The sequence below is a fragment of the Nonomuraea sp. NPDC049784 genome (genome assembly GCF_040659615.1).
Classification (GTDB): Bacteria; Actinomycetota; Actinomycetes; order Streptosporangiales; family Streptosporangiaceae; genus Nonomuraea.
In genome coordinates this window covers 1-4,774 of record NZ_JBFAMX010000708.1, presented here as the reverse complement: position 1 = coordinate 4,774, position 4,774 = coordinate 1, and the positions used below count along the sequence as shown (strand labels likewise).

Here is a 4,774-nt window from a genome sequence, read left to right as displayed (position 1 = left end):
CGGCGCCCGCGGCCTGTTCGGCGGCGGCGACGGCGCCACCGGCGGGCTCGAGGTCACCAGGTCCGACGGAACCGTACAACGGTTGTCCCACATCGACGCGGTGACGCTCGCCGCGGGCGAGCGGGTCAGCCTGCGCACCGGCGGCGGCGGAGGCTACGGCCCACCCGTCGAACGCCCGGCCGCGCGCCGCGAGGCCGACCTGAGGGACGGCCTGACATTGAATGAGCGCGTGAAGGAGACCCCCCAATGACCACATCACCGCAGATGCGCAGGGTGGCGCTCGCGTCCGCGCTCGGCACCAGCATCGAGTGGTACGACTTCTTCATCTACACGACCGCCTCCGCGCTGGTCTTCAACAAGCTGTTCTTCCCGACACTGTCCCCGGTCGCGGGCGTGCTGTCCGCGTTCGCCACGTACGCCGTCGGCTACGTGGCCAGGCCGCTGGGCGCGGTCGTGTTCGGCCACTTCGGCGACCGGATCGGGCGCAAGAAGTCGCTCGTGTGGACGCTGCTCATGATGGGCTCCGCGACGTTCCTGGTCGGCTGCGTGCCCACGCATGAGAGCATCGGCACGCTCGCGCCTCTGCTGCTGGTCGTCCTCCGCTTCGTCCAGGGCCTGGCGGTCGGCGGCGAGTGGGGCGGCGCGGCGTTGATCTCCGTCGAGCACGCGCCGCAGGGGCGGCGCACGTTCTTCGGTGCGTTCGCCCAGATCGGCTCGCCGGTCGGGCTGCTCCTCGCGACCACCATGTTCGCGGTGCTGAACGGGGTGCTGAGCGCCGGGCAGTTCGAGGCATGGGGGTGGCGGGTGCCGTTCCTCGTGTCGATCGTGCTGGTCGTGGTCGGGTTCGCGGTGCGCATGAAGATCGAGGAGACGCCGGACTTCGAGCGGTCGGCCCGCTCCGAGGTGCTGCCGATCGTCGAGTGCCTGCGCACGTCGTGGCGGCAGATCGTGGTCGGGCTCGGCATCTTCGCCGGCGGCTTCGCGGCGTACTACGTGCTCACCACGTTCATGCTCGCGTACACGACGACCCAGCTCGGGCTGCCCAAGTCGGTCGCGCTGGCCGGGCAGATCGTGGCCGCCGTCGTGGAGGCGGCCCTCATGTTCGTCTTCGCCTCCATGGGCGACCGGTACGGCAAGGGCAAGGTCATCGCGTGGGGCGCGGTCGCCGGGCTCGTGTGGGCGGTGCCGCCGTTCTGGCTCTTCGGCACCGGCAGCACGTTCTGGCTCTGCGTGGGCGTGGGCGTCGGCCTCATCGGCGTGACCGCCACGTACTCCGTCGGCGCCGCCTACGTCGCCCAGCTCTTCGCGCCTCGCGTCCGCTACACCGGCATGTCGCTGTCGTACCAGCTCGCCGGGGCCATCGGCGGCGGGCTCGTGCCGCTGTTCGCCACGGCGTCGCTGGAGTGGACGGGCGGCCACTACTGGCCGGTCGCGGTGGTGACGGCGCTGTTCTACGTGTTCACGCTGGCCGGGCTGTTCATCGGGCGGGTACGCGTCGCCGCCCCCGCCGCGGAGGCGGCCCTGTGACGCTCAACGAGGGTGTCTCGCACTGGTACCGCGAGATCGGACTTCCCGCCAGGCGCTCGCCGCTCGACGGGTCCACCGAGGCCGACGTGTGCGTGGTCGGCGCCGGCTACACCGGCCTGTGGACGGCGTACTACCTGAAGAAGGCCGACCCCGGGCTGCGGATCGTGATCCTGGAGCGCGAGTTCGCCGGCTACGGCGCCTCCGGGCGTAACGGCGGCTGGATCACCGCCGCCCTGGCCGGCTCACGCCGCCGCTTCGCCGCCACCCACGGCCGCCAGGGCGTCATCGACCTCCAGAGGGCCATGAACGTCGCCGTGGATGAGATCATCGCGGTCGCCGCGGCCGAGGGCATCGAGGCCGACATCGTCAAGCGCGGCATGCTCAGGGTGGCGCACGCGCCCGCCCAGCTGCCGAGGCTCCGCGCGCAGGTCGCCGCCGCGCAGGCGTGGGACGACGACGTGGTGCTGCTCGACGCGGAGGAGACGGTCGCCAGGATCGGCGTCGCGGGCGCGCTCGGCGCGTCCTTCACGCCCCACTGCGCCCGCGTGCAACCGGCCAAGCTGGTGCAGGGACTGGCGCGGGCCGTCGAGCGCCTCGGCGTGCCGATCCGCGAGTCCACGCCGGTGACGCGGATCTCGCCGCACACGGTCGAGACACCGTACGGGACGGTCCACGCCTCGTACGTGATCAGGGCGACCGAGGGCTTCACGGCGGGCCTGGCGGGGGAGCGGCGCACGTGGCTCCCCATGAACTCCTCACTGATCGTCACCGAGCCGCTCCCCGACCAGGTCTGGGACCGGATCGGGTGGGCAGGTGAGGAGCTTCTCGGGGACATGTCCCACGCCTACATCTACGCGCAACGCACGGCCGACGGCCGGATCGCGATCGGCGGTCGCGGCCGCCCGTACCGGTTCGGGTCCAGGACCGACTCCGACGGGCGCACCCACATCTCGACGGTCCGCCAGCTCCGGGACGCGCTCGTCCGGCTGTTCCCCGCCACGCTCGGCGTGGGGGTCGCGCACGCCTGGTCGGGGGTCCTCGGGGTGCCGCGCGACTGGTGCTCGACGGCGGGCCTCGACCGGCGCACCGGGCTCGGCTGGGCGGGCGGTTACGTGGGGCACGGGGTGGCCACCACGAACCTCGCCGGCCGCACCCTGCGGGATCTGGTGCTGGGTCGCGAGACGGAGCTGACGGGTCTGCCGTGGGTGGGGCGGAAGGTCAGGAAATGGGAGCCCGAGCCGTTGCGGTGGCTCGGGGTGAGGGGGATGTACGCGGCGTACCGGGAGGCGGACCGGCAGGAGACGGCCGGGGGCCGCGTCACCACCTCGCCCGTCGCCAAGGCGGCGGACTGGGTCGGCCGCCGCGAGTAGGCCCGCCAGGGATCAGCCGGCCTGGCGGACGCCCCCGCGCCACACGTCCGCGATGGCCCGGGTGGCCGTGATGTCCGTGGTCGGGTCGCCGTTCACGAGGAGCAGGTCGGCACGCAGTCCAGGAGCGATCCGTCCGCGGTCCGCGAGCCCGAAGGCGTGGGCCGGGGCGCTGGTCGCCGCCGCCAGGGCCTGTTCCGGGGTCCAGCCGGCCTCCGTCAGCAGCAGGAGCTCGTGGTGCAGGCCCGCCCCGTGCACCGGCCCGAACGGGGTGGCGTCCGTGCCGGCCAGCACCGGCACCCCCGCCCGCATCAGGGCCGCGGCCGCGTGGGCGGCGTTCAGCACACCCTGCGAGTGCATGGGGATGTCCGCCCACTCCCGCCCGAACGTGGCCTTCGCGCGCTCCGACATCCGGCCCGCGACCCGCGGGTCTCGCAGGAGCTCCTGGCCGTTCGGGTCGCCGGTGACGGCCTCGATGTAGGTGATCGTGCTGATCACGAACGCGTCGTACGAGGCGACCCTGGCGGCCATCTCCTCGGCCTGGTCCTGGTCCACGTCGGAGTACAGGTGCGCCAGCCCGTCGGCGCCCGCGTCGAGGGCCATGATCGCCTCCCTCGCGGTCACTGTGTGCGCGATGACCCGCAGCCCGGCGGCATGGCCGGCCTCGACCAGGACGGCGGCGAGCTCGGGGCTGAGCGCGGGGAGCCGCATCCCGGACGAGCCGCCGTCGTCGATGGCGATCTTGAGGTAGTCGACGCCCTCCGCCAGCCGCGCCTCCACGAACGCCTTCGCCTCGCCCGAGTCGGCGACCGTGTCGAGCGTGCGGTCCGTACCGAGGGCCTTGAGCACCTCCGCCGTCATGATCTGGGTCGGATGCCCGTTGGGGGCGGTGGCGATCATGCTGGAGCTGCGGATGTCGGCCACGTCGTCGCGTTCGGTGGCCAGCCGGCGCTGGGCGGCCAGGACGGGCGGCAGGTTGTTCATGTCGAGCTCGGTGGTGACGCCGAACCTCAGCGCCTCCTCCAGATCGCCGTCGAAGGCGTGCGTGTGGGCGTCGATCAGGCCCGGCAGCAGGGTCTTCCCGGTGCCGTCCACTTCAACGTCCACCGGGTCTCCCAGCGGGTCTCCCGCCGGGCCGATGCGGTCGCCGTCGATCATCACGTCGGCGGCGGGCACGGTCCGCTCGCCGTCGAAGACCCGGACGTTACGGATCAAGGTACGCATGATCTCTCCATATAGTTCGACGTCTAACTAGTTCTTGTCCGGATAGTACGACGTCTAACTACTTTGGGGCAAGCATGCGTGCGGCCCGCGCCCCACCGGCGCGGGCCGCACAGTCACAACGTCAGTGCGAGAACGCCTGGAACTCGGCCGCCCTCACCTGCTCCCGCTGCGGGCTGGCCGTGGCACAGTCCGTGGCGGAGTTCGGATCCTTGTCCTGCTCACCGGCGTACAGCGGATTGCCGGTGCACTGCGTGCTGACCACCCGCAGCATCAGGTGCGTGGCGCTGGTGGGCCGTACCCCGAACGACTTGATGAGCATGTCCGCGCCCCGCGGGCGCGGCAGCCCGGCACTGAAGGCGTCGGCCGGGCTGGTGTAGATCTTCGTGAAGTTCGCCGGGTCGGCGCAGCCCGAGCTGCAGGCCAGCACCTCGAACGCGCGCAGGCTGGAGAAGCGGTTCTGCGCTCCCGGGTCGGCGGCGTCGCCGACGTTAGGTCTGAGCATCGCGCTCACCTGCACCCGGCGGACCGTGACCGGCGCGTCGCCCGCCAGGTCCACGACGACCGACTTGCCGGCGGGCGCGCCGGTGAGCGAGGCCCAGTTCGTGGCCTCGGTCTCGTCGATCAGCTTGGCCTGGTTGACGCCGTCGCCCGCGGCC

At 72.4% G+C, this 4,774-nt stretch carries 4 protein-coding genes and 1 pseudogene; 3 read left to right on the top strand and 2 right to left on the bottom strand.

What is annotated here, in order from left to right; all coding sequences use genetic code 11:
• From AB0J09_RS56420 to AB0J09_RS56410, 3 genes are all read left to right on the top strand, one after another.
• Positions 1–250 (top strand): hydantoinase B/oxoprolinase family protein (locus tag AB0J09_RS56420; RefSeq protein ID WP_360710843.1); only part of this gene is annotated, 250 nt, incomplete at its 5' end.
• Positions 247–1,527, top strand: a complete 1,281-nt coding sequence (locus AB0J09_RS56415) for an MFS transporter (RefSeq protein WP_360710840.1) — start codon at positions 247–249, stop codon at positions 1,525–1,527. The genes AB0J09_RS56420 and AB0J09_RS56415, both read left to right, overlap by 4 nt.
• The gene (locus AB0J09_RS56410; RefSeq protein ID WP_360710837.1) at positions 1,524–2,897 is read left to right on the top strand and encodes an FAD-binding oxidoreductase; all 1,374 of its coding nucleotides are present in this window, start codon (positions 1,524–1,526) and stop codon (positions 2,895–2,897) included. The genes AB0J09_RS56415 and AB0J09_RS56410 overlap by 4 nt, the downstream gene beginning before the upstream one ends.
• Positions 2,898–2,909: 12 nt before the next feature.
• Here AB0J09_RS56410 and AB0J09_RS56405 read toward each other — a convergent pair whose 3' ends face one another.
• A complete protein-coding gene (locus tag AB0J09_RS56405; protein ID WP_360710834.1) occupies positions 2,910–4,118 on the bottom strand; it encodes an amidohydrolase family protein in 1,209 nt (402 codons plus the stop codon).
• Positions 4,119–4,239: 121 nt separating this feature from the next.
• Positions 4,240–4,774: pseudogene (locus AB0J09_RS56400) on the bottom strand (peptidase M36); the annotation flags it as partial.